Below are 17,530 nucleotides of genomic sequence, written 5' to 3'. Positions count from 1 at the left end.
TGCCCAAGGTCCGAATCGTCCGGATTTTGGCCTGACCAAACAACGATTGCCTTGGGCGTCATAGGCTGCCGAGACAAGAGGCAGCACGAATCCTACCCTCTCCCGGTCTCCTCGCATTGAGGTATAGCAAAGATGCTCCATTGGATTAAGTTGTTTTAACTGATCGCTCTGATAATCTGAAATTATGAGAAACCTGACCCTCAAGCAGTTGCGGTATTTCGAGGCATTGGCGCAACACGGCCATTTTGGTCGCGCCGCGCAGGCTTGCGCCATTTCCCAGCCGGCCCTGTCGGTGCAGATCAGGGAACTGGAGGAGTCGCTGGGAACAGAATTGTTCGAACGCGGCGCCCGGCAGATCCGGCTGACGAACTTCGGAGAGGAATTCGCCACACGTGTTCGCGGCATTCTCCGCTCGGTGGACGAGCTGGGAGAACTGGCGATGGCGTCGCGCGAGCATCTGGTCGGACGCCTTCGCATTGGCGTGATCCCGACGATCGCCCCGTATCTGCTGCCCGAGATCATCACCGACCTGACCGCGGCCAACAGCAGCATCGATATCCAGATCCGCGAATCGCTGACACCTATCCTGGTCCGCGAACTCGCCGACGGCCGGCTTGATGCCGCTATCGTTGCCTTGCCGGTGTCCGAGCCGTCATTGACCGAGGTTTCACTGTTTGAGGAAAATTTCGTGCTGGTGCGCCCCGTCGCCGACGAAGGCAAGCCGGTGCCTGAACACGAGGACCTGCGCGAAATGAAACTTCTCCTGCTCGAGGAAGGTCACTGCTTTCGCGACCAGGCGCTTTCCTTCTGCAACATTCAATTGTCCCGGCCGCGCGAGATGCTCGACGCCAGTTCGCTTGCCACGCTGGTGCAGATGGTTGGCGCCGGCCTCGGCGTAACCCTCATTCCGGAAATGGCCATCGCGGTGGAAACCCGCTCGGCGCCGGTGTCGATCGCCCATTTCGGGCATCCGCAGCCGTCGCGAACGATCGGCATGATCTGGCGCAAGACCAGCCCGCTGGCAAAACAGCTGAGGCAGATTTCCGAGGTTGTCCGGAAAACAACGAGCGTCCGCACCTAGGCCGGAAGGTCAAGAACATCAGCATCTGGGTCGATCGTTGGCCGCCAATGGCCGCAACGGACAATCTACCTCTGATGCGCCAGGATCACCTCAAGGAACGCATCCCCGTACCGCTCGAGTTTCGATTGTCCAACCCCGGAAATGCCGAGCATGGCTTCCCGGTCGAGCGGCCGGCTGGTGGCCAGCCCCACCAGGGTCGTGTCCGGAAAGACCACATAGGGCGGCACCGCCAATTCCTTTGCAATCGCCATGCGGGCGGCGCGCAGCGCCTCGAACAGCTCGACATCCGCTTCATCCTCCAGCGCCGATTTCGCCGCCGCCGAACGTGCCGAGCCTCCCCGTGCAGCCTTGCCCTTGGTCGGACGATCCTTGCGGAAGCGCACTTCGCGCTCGCGCTTGAACACCGCGCGGGCCTCCGGTTCGAGCTTCAGCGCGCCGAAGGCCTCATGGTCGACGCTGACCAGGCCGGCGGCAAGCAACTGCCGGTAGACCGATTGCCATGTCTTGGCGGGAATGTCCTTTCCCGCCCCGAAGACCGGCATGTCGACATGGCCGAAGCGGCTGGTTTTCTCATTCTCGTTGCCCACCAGCACGTCGATCAGGTGCCCGGTGCCGAAACGCTCGCCGGTCCGGTAGACAGCCGCCAGCGCCTTGATTGCCGCATCGGTTCCGTCCCAGGTCTCGACCGGCTTGAGGCAGGTGTCGCAATTGCCGCAATTGCCTGGATGCGCCTCACCGAAATGGGCGAGGATGGCCTGCCGGCGGCAGCCCGGGGTTTCGCATATGGCCAGCAGCGCGTTGAGCTTGGCGCGCTCAACCCGTTTGATGTCGTCGCCCGATCCGCCGCCATCGATCATCCGTCCGCGCTGGATCACATCGGCCATGCCGTAGGCCATCCAGACATCCGACGGCAGGCCGTCGCGCCCGGCCCTGCCGGTCTCCTGGTAGTAAGCCTCGACAGAACCCGGCAGGTCGAGATGGGCGACATAGCGCACATTCGGCTTGTCGATGCCCATGCCAAAGGCGACGGTGGCAACAAGACAGAGATCCTCTTCCTTCAGGAACGCGTCCTGGTTGTCATCACGAACCTCCCGCGGCATTCCCGCGTGATAGGCGCGGGCGCGAACACCCTGCTTGTTCAACCATTCCGCCGTGTCCTCGACCTTGGCCCGCGAGAGGCAATAGACGATGCCGCTCGAGCCCTTGTGACGCTCAAGGAAGCGCAAAAGCTGCTGACGCGGCTGATCCCGCTCGACAATCTCGTAGGCGATATTGGGGCGGTCAAACGAGGTTGTGAAAACCTTGGCTGATCGGAGCGCCAGCTTGTCGATGATATCTTCGCGCGTATGCGGGTCGGCTGTCGCCGTCAGCGCCATGCGCGGCACGCCCGGATAGGCTTCGCCCAGATGTCCGAGCTCGCGGTATTCCGGCCTGAAATCATGTCCCCACTGCGAAACGCAATGCGCTTCGTCTATGGCGAACAGGGCAATCTTCGCATTGCCGATCATCTCCCTGAACCCCGGCGTGACGATCCGTTCGGGGGTCACGTAGAGAAGATCGAGCTCGCCCCTGGCAATCGCCGAGCGGACATCGAGGAACTCCTCGCGCGTCAGCGAGGAATTGAGCGCCGCGGCGCGCACGCCCAACTGCTTGAGTGCCTCCACCTGGTCGCGCATCAGCGCGATCAGCGGCGAGACGACGATGCCGACCCCTTCCCGGCACAGTGCCGGGATCTGGAAGCACAGCGACTTTCCGGCCCCGGTGGGAAACAGCACGACCGCATCACCGCCTGAAACCACCTGGTCAACCACTTCTGCCTGCCGCCCGCGGAAGGCCGGGTAGCCATAGACCCGGTTGAGGATGGCAAGCGGGTCTTCAGACCCATGGCTTGCAGGCGGGGGATCGGCGCGGTCTTGAAATTGCTGCATGGAATCGCTTTCTCGGGAAGGCCTCGATTATGGCACAGATCCCGTTGCTTTCGCGAGCATTTCACCGAAATTCTGTTTGCCCCGGGCATGAAAACGCCGCACATCCCGATAAATGCGCGGCGGATGATGTCAGCCTGTTTCCGGCGTCAGCAGCCGAAACCGGGAAAGATCCATACCTCGGATATGCGGCTCAGACTGCGGCAATCACGATGATCTCGACCTTGTAGTCGGGTGTCGCCAGCCTGGATTCGCCGGTGGCGCGCGCCGGTGCGTTGCCGGGCGAAACCCAGCCGTCCCAGACGGCGTTCATCTCGGCGAAATCGTCCATCGACGCCATCCAGATCGTCGCCTGCAGGATCTTGCTCTTGTCGGAGCCAACCGAAGCCAGCAGCCGGTCGATATTGGCGAGAACATCCTGGGTCTGCTGCGTGACGCTGGCGCCGGCAGTGCCGACCTGGCCAGCCAGATAGACCAGTCCGCCGTGGACAACGGCCTGGCTCATGCGCGGGCCTGTTTCGAAACGTTTGATGTCGCTCATGTGTTTTATCCTTGTTGTAAATTCAATGCCGCCCGCCCGGGGCCGAGTGCTTCTATTTCGCTCTGGCTCAGTGGCGATAGCCGCCACATACACAAATCCGCAACCAGTTGCGAGACCGCCGGAAGCCGGGTTCACCCCGACCGATGCCCGTTCATACCTGCGCTTCCAGCGCCTCGAAGGCATCGCCGGCAAGCGTCAGATACTGCGTTTCGGAGGCAGCAGTGAAGCCGATACGCGTGTAGAAGGCCAACGCCCTTGGATTGTCATGATAGACATTCAGCCGGATGAACCGCGCGTCCCAGGCCGTCATGCCGGCCGCCCGAACCGCCGCAAGAAGGCGCTGGCCAAGCCTTTTGCCGCGCGTCTGATCATCCACCCAGAGATCCGACACATAGATGCCGACGGCTCCATACACGGTCGAAAAGAATGGCGAATAGGCTGCAACACCAACGATGTTGCCGTCGGCGGTTTGGGCCAACAGCGCATGGAAGACTGGCGACGGACCGAAACAGAAACGCGCAACGTCCGCATCGGTGGCCCGGTGCTTATCCCCCATATCGGCCGACAACTGGCCCAGCGCCCTGTTCAGCGCAGCCGCGTCATCAGGCATTGCCGGCCTTATTGTGATCTCGTCCATGGTCAAGGATTCACCCTGTCTTTGCTTGCTGGCCCGGTATTGCGCGACACCCGCTTCTGCCTCAGAAGGCCGCCCGGTAGATTGCCAAGGCATCGGCTTCACTTACAGGCCGCGGATTGTTGACCAGCAGCCGTGTCTGGTTCATCGCGTCGCTGGCAAGTTTTGGCAACCAGTCCTCGGTGATTTTCATGTCGCGCAGGGTCTGCGGCAACCCGCAGTCGGATGAAAGTGCAGCAAGCCTGTCGCAGAACGCCTCGACCCGTTCCTGTCCTTCCAGCGAGGCAAGGTCGGGAAACAGGCAGGGGGCCAGGTCGACATAGGCATGGTGCGCCGTGACCGCATTGAACCGCAGGACATGCGGCAGCACCAGCGCGTTCGACAGCCCGTGCGGAATGTGGAAATGCCCGCCCAGCGGATAGGCAAGCGCATGGACCGCCGCCACCGGTGAGTTGGCGAAAGCCTGTCCCGCCAGCATCGAGCCAAGCAGCATGTCAGCTCGCCCGTCCGCATCGGTTCCGTTGCGCACGGCTTTGAGCAGCGCCGGGCCCATCAACGTCAGCGCCTGGGTGGCAAGCGTACGTGACAGCGGATTGTTGTTGGCGCTGGCCGATGCATAGGCCTCGATCGCGTGCACCATCGCATCGATCCCCGTGGCTGCCGTCACATGCGCCGGCAGGCCATAGGTGAGTTCTGGATCCAGCAGCGCGATATCAGGCAGCAGCACCGGCGAGACGACCCCCATCTTTTCCGAAGTCCCCGTGGTCACGATCGAAATTGGCGTCACCTCGGAACCGGTCCCCGATGTCGTCGGCACCAGGATCAGCGGAAGCCGCGGTCCCTTGGCGTTGCCGACGCCGTAAACCGCTTTCAGGTCTTCCTTGCCGACGGCCAGCAGCGCCACCAGCTTGGCCACATCGAGCGATGACCCGCCGCCCAGGCCAATCACGCCCTGCACAGCTGCCGAACGGGCAGTCTCCGCCGCCGCCAGGATCACCGCTTCCGGTGGATCGGCCTGCACGTCGGAAAACAGGGTGACCTCGACGCCCGCGGCCTTGAGGTGACCCAACGCCTGATCAATGATCCCGGTCGCCATCATCCCTGGATCGGTCACCAGGAAGACCCGCGACCCCATGCCGGCCAGCGCCAGTTCACCGATGCGGGCAAGCGACCCGGCGCCGAACTGGATGCTCTTGGTGGTGTTGAAGACAAAGGGAGACAACGGCAAACTTCCTCCGGTAATTCAGTCGACTGACAATTGGGTACGCGAGGAAGGGGACGCTTGTCCACCTTCCGCGGTTCAGTCCGTATCGGACGCGTCGCGGCCGCGGCCTATCCGGGAAATGGCCATGCCCGGAATCAGGGCTCCACCGTTGAAATCAGGTGCTCCGATCCCGCCGGATGAAAGGTCGGTCCCGGACAACATTGCAGGTGGACAACCCTTCCGTAATTAAATATGAGTTTTTTAATCATGTATTTTTGGAGAGCCGGTTCCATCATTTGGCGGACCCGGCGACATAAAGCAGTTCGGGTATTTTCATGCGTACACCCCCAAGCCAGGCACCACTTTCAGAGGGTTCCACCACGACTCTGTCCCAGGGCGGGCACTCTCCGATCTCGGAAACCGCTGCTAACACCCAGGCGATACCGTCAAGCGCTCTGTTTAGCGACCGCCGCGAGATCACCATCTCCCACGAAGGCGCACTTTATCGGTTGCGCATCACCCGCCAAGGCAAACTGATCCTGAACAAATGACCCCGAAACACCCGTCGTCAGACCTGCAGCCGACCGTGCGGGATTACGAAGCCCGGGCGAAGGCCATCCTGAGTGCTGACAGGGTAGCCTATTTTTTTGGTGGCGCGGCCGATGAACGGACGCTTGAAGCCAATCAGAGGGCGATCTCGGAGATTGAGCTCATCCCCCGCATGCTGCGCGACCTGCGCGGTGGTTCCACGCGGCTGACCCTTCTTGGTCAACACATGCCGCATCCGATCCTCGTGGCGCCGGTCGCCTATCAAAGGCTGGTTCATCCGGACGGCGAAATCGCGATGGCGATGGGCGCCGGTGCGCAGGACACAGTGATGGTGCTGAGCGCCCAGAGCAGTATCGACGCCGCTGCTGTTCGCGCCGCAAGCAGCGCCTGCACCTGGTTCCAGCTTTATTGGGGCCCCTCCCGGGATGCCAATCTGGCGCTGGTGCAGCGGATGGCTGGTCTCGGCTTCAGTGCCATCGTGCTGACCGTCGATGCGCCGGTCCAGGGTGTTCGCGACAGTGAAGCCCGCACCGATTTCCAGCTCCCGCCAGACATTAAGGCTGTCAACCTGGCGAACGTGCCCGTGCCACAATTCGCGCCGTTGGAACAATCGGAATCGATCCTGTTCGATCGGATTGCCCACATCGCGCCGAAATGGACGGATGTCGAGTGGCTGTGCCGCAACTCGCCCCTGCCGGTGATACTGAAAGGCATCGTCCACCCCGCCGACGCCTTGCTGGCAGTAGAAGCCGGCGCAGCTGCCATCATCGCTTCCAATCATGGCGGCAGGATCCTCGACACCGTGCCCGCCAGCATCAGGCTGCTGCCGGCCATCGTCACAGCGGTCAATGGCTCTGTTCCGGTCTTGATGGACGGCGGCGTCAGGCGCGGCACCGATGTCCTCAAGGCGCTGGCGCTTGGAGCCACTGCCGTGCTTGTCGGGCGCCCCGCAATCGCCGGCCTGACGGTAGCAGGCCCGGCCGGGATCAGTCATGTCTTGAGGTTGCTGCGCGATGAGCTGGAAATCGCCATGATGCTGACCGGATGCGCCACGCTCAAGGAAATTACACCGGGCATCCTCTACCGGAACGAATAGCGGATCGGCGCCAGCAGCGTGAAACGCTCGCCCTTGAGGTAACTCGGTGGCGTCGGCAGCTTGCCGATCTCCGCAAACACGGCAAGTGCTGCTTCATCCAGAAGCGGCGAACCTGACGACGTTTCTATCTCCGAAGACAGGATCGCACCGTACTGGTCGAGGGTGAACCGCACCCGCACCTCGCCCTCGACCCGCTCCTTTCGCGCCTGAGGCGGATATTTCCGGACCTTGGAGATTCGCAGCACGATATCGCGCTGCCACTCGCGCACCGCTTCCTTTTCTTCCGCTGTCAGCCCCTCGCCGGTCGCCTTGCTGGTATCCGCGGTTTCTTCGGTCGCCACCGCTGCAACGGAAGCATCCGCGGCATCGCTTTCCTGCGCCCCGGTGGTGCTCGCCTGGTCGACGTCCTCCGGCTTGTATTCGGTGGCGAGTTCGTGGGCCAGGTCTTCCGTTTCCTCGACGGGATCCGGACTGGCAACGCCGAACTTCAGGCTCTCATCCTCCACCTTGTAGGGAATCTGGCTGAGGATCGGCTCATCCGCCGCCTTGGCCGGATCGACCACTTCGGGGCTTTCGGTAATCGTCGGGGCTTCCGCAGATTCCACCGCTTCGGCGCTGTCTTCCGCCATGTCGGCAGGCGCAGCAATCAGGTCGGACAGATCGAACATGATCGCGCCGGTGATCCCGGCATCGACCTGTTGCTCGGCCACCTCGTCAGGCTGATCCTGCAAAGCCAAGTAGGACAGGCCACCATGAAGCCCGACGCTTACGATCGCCGCACAAGCCCAGAACCAGACGCCCGACCTACCGCGCTGATAAACCAGGCTCATGGCTCCTGCCCCGCCCCCGCAGCGCCGGCAACAGCCGGGCTTTGCAGGTCCGGCCCGACCGCCTTTTCATCCAGTCCCACCAGTCCGATCTTCAGGAACCCGTCGGCCCGCAGGATGTTCATCACCCGAATGAACTCGCCATAAGGCACCGACTTGTCGGCGCGGATATAGAGCCTTGTGTCTCGCTTCTGCAGCGTGGCGATGCCGACATCGATGTAGAGCCGCTCGAAACTGGACTCGGTTTCACCGACCGAAAGCGAGAGATCTTCGGCAATGGTGATGAAAACGGGCTTCAACGGACGCTGCGGCGGTTCCGCGACAGCGACCGGAAGCTCAACGGGAATATCGACCGTCGACAGGGGCGCTGCCACCATGAAGATGATCAGAAGCACCAGCATCACGTCGATGAACGGCGTGATGTTGATGTCGTGGCTTTCCGACAATTCGTCGTCGTCGCTGATCTTGCCAGCCATGGCCCTTACTCCGCAGCCTCGGCAAGTTCGGAGGCTTCCGCAACGGGCAGGATCGCCGCCACATTGCCGGACGTCCGTTCTGCGAGATCGAGATCGCGCGACAAGGTCCGCTCGACGAGCGCCGACACATCGGCAAGCATCACCTTGTAGCTGCCCAGCCCGCGCGCGATCAGATTGTAGAAGATCACGGCGGGGATCGCCGCAACCAGGCCGATCGCGGTGGCGAGCAGGGCTTCCGCGATCCCAGGAGCCACCACGGCGAGGTTCGTGGTGTTGCTCTCGGAAATCGAAATAAAGCTGTTCATGATGCCCCACACAGTGCCGAACAGGCCAACGAAAGGCGCCGTCGATCCGATATTGGCGAGTATCCCGGTACCCGACATCATGCTTCTGGCCGCACCGGCTTCGATCCGCCCCAGTTCGGAGGAAACACGTTCCTTGATGCCGGCCTTGTCGAGGTCCGCGGCAAGGCTGCGGTCCCGCTCGCGCAGTGCCGCATGCACCATGCGGCCAACAACACCCTTGCCGGTCTTGAAGATCACGGTGACCCCGGCCAACGTCCCGTGGGCATCCATCCGGTGAAAGCCACGCTTCAGCCTGGCCCGTTGCCAGAACAGGTCTGCGGTCTTGGCGAAGAAGATCAGCCAGGTCAGCACCGAGGCAAAGGCCAGCGAGATCATCACGGCCTTGACCACCCAGTCGGCGGCCATGAACATGCCCATGGCGGTCAATTCGTCCTCGCCCGCCTGGTGCAGCCACTCGGACAGTCCGCCGGTGACCGCTTCAAGCCAACCGCCGGTCACAGCAGACTGAACAGCGTCCTGCGCGAAAGCGCTTTCCGCCAGCGCCACGAGCGCGATCAAGACACCATATCGGATCAGCTTCGTCTTCATGTCTCAGGTCTCTGCCCATGTACGGATGAGGTTGTGATAAATACCGGTCAGGCGAACGACTTCGGCGTCCCCGGTGCCCAGGCGCACGGCAAGCGACTGGATGGTCTGGTCGAGATCGAACAGCATGGTCCTGTGTGAATCGGAGCGGATCATGCTTTGCAGCCAGAAGAAGGACGAAACCCGCGCGCCCCGAGTAACCGGCACCACCTGGTGCAGGCTGGTCGAGGGGTAGAGCACCATGCTCCCTGCCTCGAGCTTGACCTCCTGGGCGCCGTAGTGATCCTCGATGATCAGCTCGCCGCCGTCATATTCATCCGGCTCGCTCAGGAACACTGTCATCGACAGGTCGGTTCTCAGACGTTCCTGCGTCAGGTGATTGAGGCGGATGGCATTGTCGACATGGATACCGAAGGTCTCTTCCGTCTCGTAGCGATTGAACATCGGCGGCAGGATCCTGAGCGGCAGCGCCGCGGACAGAAACACCGGGTTGGCCGATAGTTTCTGCAGCAGGTACTGCCCCAACTTGAGCGCTTCATCGCTCGCGACCGGCATCTGCTGGTTTCGCTTGACGCTTTCCGATTGGACCCCGGCGGTTTTTGATCCGGATTCCCATTCGGCCTTGTCGAGCACCTCCCGGAACTGGCGCACTTCATCCTTGCTCAGGATATCGGGAATTGTGATCAGCATCTGGCTATCCCATGTTGGGCGTTCCGGGCGACTGCCGCCCGGAACGCTGTCTTTCGGCAAGCCCTAGAACTTGGCTTTCAGGTTGAACGAAAACTCGCGGCCCGGCGCCACATAGGTGAAGGGCGAACCGGAGCGGTAGCCGGAGTCGTAGTAGGTCGCGTCGGCAACATTGGTGACGTTGAACTGCAGCTCCGCGTTTTCAGAGACCTTGTAGGTCGCCAGAAGATCGAGCGTTGTGTAGTCCGGCAGCGTATTGCCATTGGCGGACACGCTGCCGAGCTTCCTTCCGCCGGCATAGGTCACGCGGGCGCCGAGCGTCAGCTTTTCATTGTACGCGTAGGTACCGAGAAGGCTGAACTGCCGGTGCGCGATGTTGGCGATGTCCTTGCCGACTTCGGCCGGCGTGACGCTTTTCAGGATCTTGCTGTCCATGAACACGGCGCCGCCGAACAGGCTGATCCGTTCCGTCAGGTTGCCCGACACGCCAAACTCGACACCTGTCATGCTGTACTGCAACGTGTCGAGATATTGTGTCGGCTGAGGCCCGTTGCGGCCATCGGGATCATAATCCTCGCGCGCATTCGACTTGATGGTCCGGAACACCGCAGCCGTCAGCAGCAGGTCGTCATTGTACTCGTACTTGACGCCTGCCTCGTAGGACATGTTGCGCTCCGGAGCCAGAAGCACGCCGCCGGTATCCAGGCCGCCATAGAAGCTGCCGCCCGCGGCAATTTCCTGTCCGGACGGGTTCGACGAACTCGCAACCGCCGCGTAGAAGCTCGTGTTTTCCCACGGCTTGTAGGTGACGCCGGCATTCCAGTTGAACAGCGTGTCCTTGCGCGAAAGTTCGGTGGCGCCGGAGCTGCGCTGGTTGTCATAGAAATCGACGCGAACGCCTCCATTGACCAGCCAGTGCTCGCTTAGTTCCACCGTGTCGAGGGCATAAAGCGACGTCGAGCGAACCCGCGTCGTCGTTGCAGCGGTGCCGCGCACCGGTGCTTCGCCCGTCCAGCAGCCCAACCCGATCGGGTCTGGATTGACTGCGGTGACGATACAGCCGCGCTGACCTGCCGGAGGCTGGTAATCCTCGCTCTGGAGATTGGCGTAGGAGTAGGTGTTCACTTTCTCGTCGCTGTAGCTCACACCCGTCACATATGTATGGGTCAGGCCGCCCAGCGAGGTTTCTCCGCTCAGTTCCAGCACGTCGGAGAACACGTCGGTCTCCTGGTAGCGGCTCTTGAAGCTGAGCGAGACCTGCCAGTCATTGATGTTGGTCGAGTTGTTGGTGATCAGGCTGCTCGGTGCTGTGAGCACATAATCGTTGATCGAATGCGAGTAGCGCGCCGTGTTGGTCACTCGTGCGCTGTCGGAGAAATCAAGGATCGTCTTGACCGTGCCCACCGTCTGGTTCACGTCCTGGAAATCGCGGCCGACCACCCCGTAGAAGGTCGAGCGATCGACACCATATTCCGTCACCGGGCCGCCATTGTTTGAAAGGTACGGAACACCCCAGTCCGGCGTCTGGTTGATCTCCGTATGCGCAATGTCGGCCTTGATGGTGAAGATGTCGGTCGGCTTGATCGTCACTGCGGCAGCAAACCCGCGCCGGTCATCCTTGACATTGTCGCGACCCGCAACATTCCCGTCCTGGACCAGCCCATTCAGACGGATCTGCAGCTGCTCGCTGAAGACATGGTTGAAATCAACCGTAGCCCGCTTGGTTTTTGCGCTGGTAACCGTCGTTGAGGCCTCGAAGAACGAGACGTCCTTGGCCTTCTTGGTGACGATATCAAGTGCACCACCGGTCGTCCCACGACCGCCAACCGTTCCCGCCGGGCCCTTGATGACTTCGATCTGCTCTGTGTTGAAAGTCTCATGCACGCTCACGCCGGAATCGCGGACGCCGTCGACGTAAAGGTCGTTGTTGGCCTTGAAACCACGGATGTAGATGTTGTCGCCGTAGGAGTTGCCTCCCTCGCCAAAACCCAGCGAGATGCCCGGCGTGGTTCGCGCGATTTCGCGGACCGATGTCATGCCGGTGGCTTCCAGCACCTCCTTGCCGATCGCGGTGACCGTGCGCGGCGTATCGGCAATGCTTCCCGGCAGGCGGGAGTTGGCCAGCCGATCGCTCTTGAACGGTGCATCCGGATCGGCATAGGGGTTGCCGCGGGCGATTTCCTTGGCTTTCGCGGCGGCTGCAGCGGCGGCCCTGGCTTCGGCTGCGGCGCGCTGGTTGGCTTCCTCAATCGCTGCGGCGCGAGCGGCGGTCGATTCGGCCTGGCGCTGGGCCCTTGCCGCCGCGGCCCGTTGCGCGGCACGCTTGCTTGCCGCTGCTGCCTGTTGCTCGGCAGCCGCGGTTGCAGCGGCAGGTACCTGTTGCTGGGTGGTTTCGACTTCGACGGTCGGAAGAACAATCGGCTCGCCATCCTGGGCGAGCGCGTGATGTGTTCCCACAGCAACAAAGCAGGCTGCCGCCACGGTGGCGCTCAACATGTCTGAAATCTGCGAGTGTGAATTTGTCCGACAGCCAGAAACCGGCGCGCCCCTGAGCGAGACTTTCATGTCCCATCCCCCATAAAATGTACAAAGATTGGTGAGCCTCCCGCACGGTCAGTCCGTGTGAGAGAAACGGGTTGGCTGGCTCACAATCCAAAAACGGGGAAAGTTGGCGGGCTACAATGCGTCCCCAATAGTTGACTGCTTTTGTCAAGTAAAGCGCCGAAGCATCCTTGACTGCCTCGTTGGTGCACCTTTATCGCACCCACGAATGGAACTAGATGCATAAATCATTGTTTTAAATGAGGATTTCATAAAGCGCCCAGTTAGAACAATTTTCGGCGTGCGGCAGAGCGCGGCGACTATGTTGCGAATCTGCTACAGACCTGACTGCGGGCCGTGCGCCTCGCCGGCCATTGGCCACGGCCAAGGCGCCAAGATGCGATAGGTCTCGGCTCCCGTTATCAGGCCGAGCAGGCGGCGAATCGCGATCCAAGCTGGCGAATGGTGGCCACGTCGGCATTGGCGAACGCGACGCGAAGATAGCGCTCCAGCCCTTTGCCGAAGAAGGCACCCGGAATGGCGATAACGCCGGCCTCACGCGCCAGCCTGTGCGCCGCATCGTGACTGCTCAGCTCGGCGAAAGGGTGTTCGACAAAGGCGAAATAGGCGCCGAGCGCCACAACTTTCCACCCCTGCGCCCCGGCCATGACTTCGGACAAGGCAGCGGTCCGCGCCGCGATCTCCAGCGCATTGGCACGACGCCAGTCCGCCAGCGCCGGGATAGCCCTGGCGAGCGCAGCCTGCGGCGGCCGCGGCGCGCAAATCTGCAGATTGTCCATCACTTTGGCGATCTGGCTCACCACGGCTTGTCCCGCTGTAATCGCGCCGACCCTGTGACCGGGAATGCAGAAGGACTTGGAGAAGCTGTAGAGCCCGATCAGGTTGTCCTGCCAGCCAGGCAGCGCAAACAGCCCGTGCGGTGCGCCGGCATCAAGCGGCAGGAAATCGCGGTAGGTCTCGTCGACAACCAGCCATATGCCGTGCGCCTGGCAGAGCGCCAGCAATTCCTGCAGCAACCCGTCCGGATAGGTAGCCCCGGCGGGATTGTTCGGCGTCACCACGGCCAGCGCGCGGACACCCTGGCTGATCATCGCCTCGACCGCGTCCGGCTCGGGCAGGAATCCGTTCGAAGCACTGCAATCGACATATTCGACCCGCACGCCTGACATGCGAAGTGTGGTCTCATGATTGAAATAGCACGGATTGGTCAGCAGCACCGTGTCGCCGGGACCGGCAATCGCCATCATCGCCGCCATGAAGGCCTGATTGCAACCGGACGTGATATGGATATTCACAGCAGCGATATCCGCCGCGTAGATGTCGCTGACCCAGGATGCATAGGCCGCACGCAAGTCCGGCTCACCCTCGATATCGCCATACCCGGCCATCGCCACTGAACCGGCGGCCTCGCCAAGCCAGCGCAACATGTCGGGATGCGGCGGATATCCCGGCACCGCCTGAGACAGGTCGATCAGAGGCCCGAAACTGCCGTCATACTCTTTCTTCCAGGACTGAACCTCGGGGATCGGCGGAGCGGAAAGGGTGGCGACAAGCGGGTTGATGCGAGCACTCGGCATGAGGGACACTTTCATGGATCCGTCAGTTCGACGGCGTGGTTTCAACTTGTGGCACGCTGGGGGCCTGCTGCGCCCGGCGGATGGTTCGGCGCGCGGCGATCATCGGTTCAGCCCTGGCGTCATCTTCCTCGATACTCGAGAACAGCCAGTCGATGAAGGCGTCAACCGCCGGCGTCGATCGCACATCATTGCCGCAAGCGACATAGAACGCATCCACCGCCGGCACTGCGAGCTTGAACGGCACGATCACCTGTCCCTTGGTCAACAGGCTGGCGGCTGTCAAGGTGTCGCCAAGCGCGATGCCGTGGCCGAGCAGCGCGCCTTCGATGGCAAGACGCGCATCCGAGAAGTGATGCTGCTGCACGCCGGAAATGCCATGCACATCCGCAGCTGTCAGCCAGATGTGCCACTCATGGCCATCGTCGCCATGCAGGATGGTGTGCTCCGCCAGGTCGCGAGCCGTGCGGATCGGCCGGTTGTTGATCAGCGACGGGCTGGCGATCGGGAACAAGTCGAGATGCGACCACAGCTTGAGCCAGCAGTCGGTCCAGCTGCCGTCGCCGTAAAGGATGGCAATGTCGACATCGGGCGAATGGATCGCCGAGGGATCATTGGCCGCATTGAGCGTCAGCCTGATGTCCGGGTAGCGGGCGGTGAAGCTTGCGAGCCGCGGCATCAGCCACAGCGACAGAAGCGCCGATACGCAGGTGATCGACAGCGAGCCGGACTTCGCCGGCCGGGTCATCCGCGCAGTCGCAGCGGCGATTTCCGCGAAGGCGGATGTCACCGAGGGTAACAGGTCAGCGCCGTGTTCAGTCAACGTCAGCCTCTGCCCGGTGCGGTCGAACAGCTTCACCTTCAGCGAGGCCTCCAGTGCCTTGATCTGGTGACTGATCGCGCCGTGCGTAACGCAGAGTTCCTTTGCCGCCTTGGTCAGCGAACGGTTCCGGGCGGTTGCCTCGAACGCGCGCAGCGGGTTCAGCGGCGGCAGTCTCTGGTTCATCGGCTCGATCCTGATGTGAGAAATTTTCACATAAAAGGTGCTAACAATATCAATTGCTTTCATCCGGCCGCTTTGCAACATTTTATTCAACGACAGTGCCGATTGTCGCGGCACCGCACTTCTTGGGATGGCGTTTACATGGCTTGGGACAAGGCGAAGCTCGATGAGTTGAGAGGCAAGTATGGCGAGAGCCACGGCGGAGAACTGTTCAATCCGCAATTCCGGCGCGTAGCCGACAAGATCTTCACCGAAAGCGGCACACGGCTCGCACCCTATTCCGGTATCCCCACCTTCCTCACCGCACCCCATGTCGAGATCGACAACGACAAACCGGATTTCGGCGACCTGCAGGTCGCCATGATCGGCATGCCGATGGACCTTGGCGTCACCAACCGCAACGGCTCGCGCTTCGGTCCCCGCGCCTTGCGCACCATCGAGCGCATCGGCCCCTACAATCACGTGCTCGATTGCGCTCCGGTGCACGAACTGCGTGTCGCGGATATCGGCGATGTCAGTTTCCGGAGCCGCTACCGGCTGGAGCTTTGCCATGAGGATATCGAACGCCGTCTGCACCAGATCGTCGATGCCGGCGTATTGCCCCTGTCTGTCGGTGGCGACCATTCGATCACCCACCCGATTTTGAAAGCCGTCGGCAAGAACCGCCCGGTCGGGATGATCCACATCGACGCCCATTGCGACACCGGCGGCGCCTTCGACATGACCAAGTTCCACCATGGCGGCCCGTTCCGCAACGCGGTGCTCGACGGTGTGCTCGACCCGACCCGGACGATCCAGATCGGCATCCGCGGCCCGGCCGAATACCTCTGGGAGTTCTCCTATGAATCGGGCATGACCGTCATCCACGCCGAGGAAGTCACCGGCATGGGCATGCCGGCGATCATCGAACGTGCAAGACAGATCATCGGCGACGGTCCGACCTATCTTTCCTTCGACATCGACAGTCTCGATCCTGCTTTCGCACCGGGCACAGGCACGCCGGAAGTGGGTGGCTTGACCACGCGCGAGGTGCTGGAACTGATCCGCGGTCTCAAGGGCATGAACATCGTCGGCGGCGACGTTGTCGAGGTTGCCCCGCAATATGATGCCACCACGAACACGGCGCATGCCGGCGCCCAGGTGCTGTTCGAGATCCTCAGCCTGATGGTCTTCAGCCCGGCCATTGCAGGCGGGAAGGCCTGACCAGCGCCTCTCGCAAAGACAACGACGCATTCACAGCCATCATGGCAAAGCGGCTAGGATCATTCATTGAGGCACAGAACCTCAAGCAGAACCACAAGGGAGCTCCGGTCACAGACCGGTCAACAAAGGAGAAATTCATGACCAAGATTCTCAACAGCCCCATCAGCCGCCGGGCGGTTCTCGGCGGGACCGCGGCAGCCATCGGCGCCCTGTCGATGCCGTCAATCCTGCGTGCGCAGGACCGGTCCCTGAAAGTCGGCGTCTATGGCGGCTACTTCAAGGATTCGTTCGACAAGAACATCTTCCCCGACTTCACCGCCGCCACGGGCATTGCGGTAGAATCCATTGCCGAACCGACAGGCGAAGCCTGGCTGGTGCAGCTCGAACAGGCCGCCAAAGCCGGGGTCGCGCCCGCCGATGTCTCGATGATGTCGCAGGTCGCCATGCTCAAGGGTCAGTCCACCGACCTGTGGGCGCCAATCGATACTTCGAAGATCAAGAACTACGACGGCCTGCTCGGCCAGTTCGTCAACAAGTATCCCGATGGCCGTGTGGCCGGTATCGGCGCGGTGGCCTGGTACATAACCCTGGTCACCAACACCGACGTCTACCCGGAAGCACCCGACAGCTGGGCAGCACTCTGGGATCCGGCCAACGCCGACAAGCTGGGTCTGCTGGCGCTTGTCTCGAATTCCTTCCTGCTCGAAGTCACCGCCAAGACATTCATGGGTGGTACTGGCGCGCTCGACACCGAAGAAGGTCTCAACAAGGCGTTCGAGAAACTTGCCGAAGTCAAGCCAAACGTCCGTCTCTGGTACCGCGACGAGGCCCAGTTCGAACAGGCACTGAAATCCGGCGAAATCCCGATGGGCCAGTACTACCATGACGTCACCGGCCTTGCCGCCGCCGATGGTCATCCGGTTCGCTCAACCTTCCCCAAGGAAGGCGGCATCCAGGATTCGGGTTGCTGGGCGTTGTCGCGCGCTTCCGGCAAGGTCGAGGAAGCCCATGTCTTCATCGACTACATGAGCCAGCCGGCAATCCAGGCGACGCTGTCGCGCAAGGTCGGCACCGCGCCGACCCTGAAACGCGATCTTCTCGATCTGACGGCGGAAGAATTCGCCAGCGTCTCCTCCGATATCGATCCGATCATACCGCGCTACGACCTCTACCAGACCAAGTCGGACTGGTTGAACCAGAAATGGACCGAGATGATCGTCGGCTGACACCTGATTGCGTCCCGCCCGGGAACGTGATTGCCTGAAAGCGGGAGGGCCG

General features: G+C 61.8%; 16 protein-coding genes. 5 read left to right on the top strand and 11 right to left on the bottom strand.

The annotated features are described in order from the left end of the window. The first annotated feature begins 184 nt into the window (after positions 1-184). Positions 185-1,081: a hydrogen peroxide-inducible genes activator gene (locus O4H62_RS23110; protein WP_269391233.1), complete on the top strand. Its 897-nt coding sequence runs from the start codon at positions 185-187 to the stop codon at positions 1,079-1,081. A 65-nt stretch (positions 1,082-1,146) separates the two neighbouring features. On the opposite strand, the gene recQ is transcribed toward O4H62_RS23110, so the two are convergent. The 4 genes from recQ to O4H62_RS23090 all read right to left on the bottom strand — a co-directional run bounded on the left by recQ (position 1,147) and on the right by O4H62_RS23090 (position 5,403). Next, entirely contained in the window at positions 1,147-3,009 is a 1,863-nt protein-coding gene (recQ, locus tag O4H62_RS23105; protein ID WP_269391232.1) for a DNA helicase RecQ, read from the bottom strand. A 190-nt stretch (positions 3,010-3,199) separates the two neighbouring features. Beyond that, complete coding sequence (locus O4H62_RS23100) at positions 3,200-3,547, bottom strand: RidA family protein (protein WP_269391231.1); 348 nt, start codon at positions 3,545-3,547, stop codon at positions 3,200-3,202. A 151-nt stretch (positions 3,548-3,698) separates the two neighbouring features. Continuing rightward, positions 3,699-4,184: a GNAT family N-acetyltransferase gene (locus tag O4H62_RS23095; RefSeq protein ID WP_269391230.1), complete on the bottom strand. Its 486-nt coding sequence runs from the start codon at positions 4,182-4,184 to the stop codon at positions 3,699-3,701. Positions 4,185-4,245: 61 nt separating this feature from the next. Further along, positions 4,246-5,403, bottom strand: coding sequence for an iron-containing alcohol dehydrogenase (locus tag O4H62_RS23090; RefSeq protein ID WP_269391229.1), 1,158 nt, complete (start codon positions 5,401-5,403; stop codon positions 4,246-4,248). A 317-nt stretch (positions 5,404-5,720) separates the two neighbouring features. On the opposite strand from O4H62_RS23090, the gene O4H62_RS23085 reads away from it, so the two are divergent. Both O4H62_RS23085 and O4H62_RS23080 read left to right on the top strand, forming a co-directional pair. Next, entirely contained in the window at positions 5,721-5,936 is a 216-nt protein-coding gene (locus O4H62_RS23085) for a hemin uptake protein HemP (RefSeq protein ID WP_269391228.1), read from the top strand. Then, positions 5,933-7,030, top strand: coding sequence for an alpha-hydroxy acid oxidase (locus O4H62_RS23080; protein WP_269391227.1), 1,098 nt, complete (start codon positions 5,933-5,935; stop codon positions 7,028-7,030). The genes O4H62_RS23085 and O4H62_RS23080 overlap by 4 nt, the downstream gene beginning before the upstream one ends. Here the strand turns inward: O4H62_RS23080 and O4H62_RS23075 are convergent. From O4H62_RS23075 to gcvA, 7 genes are all read right to left on the bottom strand, one after another. Then, positions 7,015-7,860: an energy transducer TonB gene (locus O4H62_RS23075; protein WP_269391226.1), complete on the bottom strand. Its 846-nt coding sequence runs from the start codon at positions 7,858-7,860 to the stop codon at positions 7,015-7,017. The two genes, O4H62_RS23080 and O4H62_RS23075, sit on opposite strands and share 16 nt — an antisense overlap. After that, positions 7,857-8,333, bottom strand: coding sequence for a TonB system transport protein ExbD (gene exbD / locus O4H62_RS23070; RefSeq protein ID WP_269391225.1), 477 nt, complete (start codon positions 8,331-8,333; stop codon positions 7,857-7,859). Before exbD ends, O4H62_RS23075 begins: the two co-directional genes overlap by 4 nt. Before the next feature lie 5 nt (positions 8,334-8,338). Continuing rightward, positions 8,339-9,226 (bottom strand): tonB-system energizer ExbB, encoded by an 888-nt coding sequence (gene exbB, locus O4H62_RS23065; protein ID WP_269391224.1) that lies wholly within the window; start codon positions 9,224-9,226, stop codon positions 8,339-8,341. 3 nt (positions 9,227-9,229) lie between these two features. Then, positions 9,230-9,913: a Fe2+-dependent dioxygenase gene (locus O4H62_RS23060; RefSeq protein ID WP_269391223.1), complete on the bottom strand. Its 684-nt coding sequence runs from the start codon at positions 9,911-9,913 to the stop codon at positions 9,230-9,232. A gap of 63 nt (positions 9,914-9,976) precedes the next feature. Continuing rightward, positions 9,977-12,406, bottom strand: coding sequence for a TonB-dependent receptor (locus O4H62_RS23055; protein WP_269391222.1), 2,430 nt, complete (start codon positions 12,404-12,406; stop codon positions 9,977-9,979). Positions 12,407-12,873: 467 nt separating this feature from the next. Further along, positions 12,874-14,049, bottom strand: a complete 1,176-nt coding sequence (locus O4H62_RS23050; RefSeq protein WP_269391357.1) for an aminotransferase — start codon at positions 14,047-14,049, stop codon at positions 12,874-12,876. Between the two features lie 22 nt (positions 14,050-14,071). Further along, positions 14,072-15,052: a transcriptional regulator GcvA gene (gene gcvA / locus O4H62_RS23045; protein ID WP_269391221.1), complete on the bottom strand. Its 981-nt coding sequence runs from the start codon at positions 15,050-15,052 to the stop codon at positions 14,072-14,074. A gap of 138 nt (positions 15,053-15,190) precedes the next feature. Here gcvA and speB point away from each other — a divergent pair, with 138 nt between their 5' ends. Next, positions 15,191-16,252, top strand: a complete 1,062-nt coding sequence (gene speB, locus O4H62_RS23040; protein ID WP_269391220.1) for an agmatinase — start codon at positions 15,191-15,193, stop codon at positions 16,250-16,252. 137 nt (positions 16,253-16,389) lie between these two features. After that, complete coding sequence (locus tag O4H62_RS23035) at positions 16,390-17,478, top strand: ABC transporter substrate-binding protein (protein WP_269391219.1); 1,089 nt, start codon at positions 16,390-16,392, stop codon at positions 17,476-17,478. Positions 17,479-17,530: the final 52 nt, after the last annotated feature.

Origin of the sequence: Parahoeflea alexandrii, assembly GCF_027214025.1 — a bacterium.
Taxonomy (GTDB): Bacteria; Pseudomonadota; Alphaproteobacteria; order Rhizobiales; family Rhizobiaceae; genus Hoeflea; species Hoeflea alexandrii_A.
The sequence above is the reverse complement of the archived record's forward strand: the minus strand, read 5'-3'. Positions and strand labels throughout refer to the sequence as shown.